This is a genomic window from Pseudomonas sp. P7548 (assembly GCF_013386585.1).
Taxonomy (GTDB): domain Bacteria; phylum Pseudomonadota; class Gammaproteobacteria; order Pseudomonadales; family Pseudomonadaceae; genus Aquipseudomonas.
In genome coordinates this window covers 1-1915 of sequence record NZ_JACARO010000028.1, presented here as the reverse complement: position 1 = coordinate 1915, position 1915 = coordinate 1, and the positions used below count along the sequence as shown (strand labels likewise).

The following is a 1915-nucleotide window of genomic DNA, read 5'->3' as shown; positions in this document are numbered from 1 at the left end:
TCTATCCAGCTGAGCTACGGATGCTTGTGCGGGCGACATCATACCCATGTCGGTTCAAGGCGTCCACGCCGGTGTTTTGTGTCGCCAATGCTGGCGTTTTCCCTGTATTCACAAGTCCGCCGGTCGGACGTCCCTTTGTTTGCTTTGCTCCGTAGGTGTTAAAGCACCTTTCTGCGCCTCGCGCGCAGCATTTTCCCGTCAGACCAGGTGAACGCATGCATTCCAAAGGAACCGTGATGCTCGATCTCCCGTTGCGACAAACCCTGCTGGCCCGTTCCGATTTGTTTCGGGGTATGCCGGAACACCTGTTGCACCACGTCGCGACCCATATGGTGGAGCGCACGCTGGATGATCGTGAAGTGCTCTATTTCAAGGACGACACCCTCGAATTCATCGCGTTGGTGGTGGACGGGCGGATTTATTCGATGATGCAGGNNTGAGCTGGTGAGCCTGCATCGGCTGGAGTCGCGGCTGGCGCGATTCCTGTTGGCGAACATGGACGACATCGACCTGGCCCTGGCCATGCCCAGTGTGTCCTTGCCGGCCAACCAGGGGGTGCTGGCGTCCATGCTCAACACCAGTCGCCCCAAACTGAACGTGCAACTGCAGCTTTGGCGCCGCAGTGGCCTGATCAGCGGCAACTTGGAGCGGATGGTGATTAATGACCTCGAACACCTGCGGCGCAAGGCTTTTTCGTTGAATTAGTGTGTGCTGTGTTCCCCAGGTAACAGCGTTGCTTCGTTGAATCCTCTCAGACTGGCCCCTCATCAAAAATGCAAGGGAGTGCGCGTGATGGGGATGACTTTTGAGTTGAACAAAGCAGCCGTGGCTGACGACCGGTTGTTCGAAGCGAGTTGGCGTTCGGTACAGGGGGAACTCAAGCGCCGGGCCTTGCGCCGGGCTAAGGGCAATCAGGATCAGGGCCAGGAATGGCTGTCAGCGACGGCCATCAAGGCCTTGCTGTTTTTTCGGCGTTCACCGGAGCGTATTCGCGATCCCCAAGGGTTTCTGTTCCTGGTGCTCGACCACGTGTTCTTTGACAGCCTGCGGCGCAGTAAGCGTGAGGGGCGAGTGTTCGATGATTCGGTGGTGCTTGAACACGATCACCTGGCCGAACTCGCCGCCCCCTGTGCCTCGGTGCTAGAGCGCGTGGAATGCTACGAACGCCTGGAACGGATCGAGGCGCACCTGGCGCAGTTACCGGTTTCACAGCAGCGCCTGTTCGAAATGCGTTTCGTGGATGAGTTGCCTTACCCGCAAATCGCTGCCGAGTTGCAGGTGAAACTGCCGCTGGTCCGCAAGCGTGTGCAACTGCTGNNATTCACAACGGTCGGCGGGGGGCGTTCAAGTTCTATGAGCACACCACGCCGCCATTCAATACGCCCATGTCCGGGTGCATTTCATCAAGGAGAGATGTATGACAGAGGTCAACAGTCAGATCACCGACGCGGTCACCCAAACCAACGTCAAGGTGGTTGCGGAGGCGCCAGCCCAGGCCATCGCGTCGCTGTACCAGGTTGCCAGCAGCGCGGCGGGCTTGTCCTTGCAGAACGCGGTCAACAGCCAGCAGGCCATGAACCAGATCTCCAATGCGGTGATCTCCAAGGCGGTCGCGCTGATCATGCAGATTGGCGAGAAGGGTTGAGCCCTGGGGAGACGAATCATGTCATGGTTCAGCAAGAAGAAACCTGCTGCCGCACCCGCAACCCCCGCCGCCGAAACCCCTGCACCCGCTCCAGCGGCACCGCCTTCGCGCTCGGTCATGGCGCGCATGAACGAACATTTGCTCAACCAGGCCGGCACGCCTTCCACGGACAGCACTGCGGCGCTTAATAGCCAGATTGTGCAGGCCGTGCAGTTCACCAATGCGCAGAACGTGGCCTATGCCCCGGCGCAGATCGCCGTCCCCGCCGAC

The 1915-nt window shown here is 59.5% G+C and carries 2 protein-coding genes and 2 pseudogenes; all 4 read left to right on the top strand.

All coding sequences use genetic code 11. From position 1 onward, the window contains the following. Nucleotides 1-444 precede the first annotated feature (444 nt). Nucleotides 445-705 carry a helix-turn-helix domain-containing protein gene (locus HX803_RS33105; RefSeq protein ID WP_372339909.1) on the top strand — a complete coding sequence of 87 codons (261 nt, stop codon included), beginning with the start codon at nt 445-447 and terminating at the stop codon, nt 703-705. Between the two features lie 93 nt (nt 706-798). Further along, nucleotides 799-1317: pseudogene (locus HX803_RS13055) on the top strand (RNA polymerase sigma factor); the annotation flags it as partial. A 100-nt stretch (nt 1318-1417) separates the two neighbouring features. Next, the gene (locus HX803_RS13050; RefSeq protein WP_003187543.1) at nt 1418-1645 is read left to right on the top strand and encodes a RebB family R body protein; all 228 of its coding nucleotides are present in this window, start codon (nt 1418-1420) and stop codon (nt 1643-1645) included. Nucleotides 1646-1663: 18 nt separating this feature from the next. After that, nucleotides 1664-1915 (top strand): annotated as a pseudogene (locus tag HX803_RS13045) (hypothetical protein); the annotation flags it as partial.

Excerpts from the sequence above, each read along its gene's own strand:
- HX803_RS13050 (WP_003187543.1), top strand. The coding sequence starts at position 1,418 with ATGACAGAGGTCAACAGTCAGATCACCGACGCGGTCACCCAAACCAAC.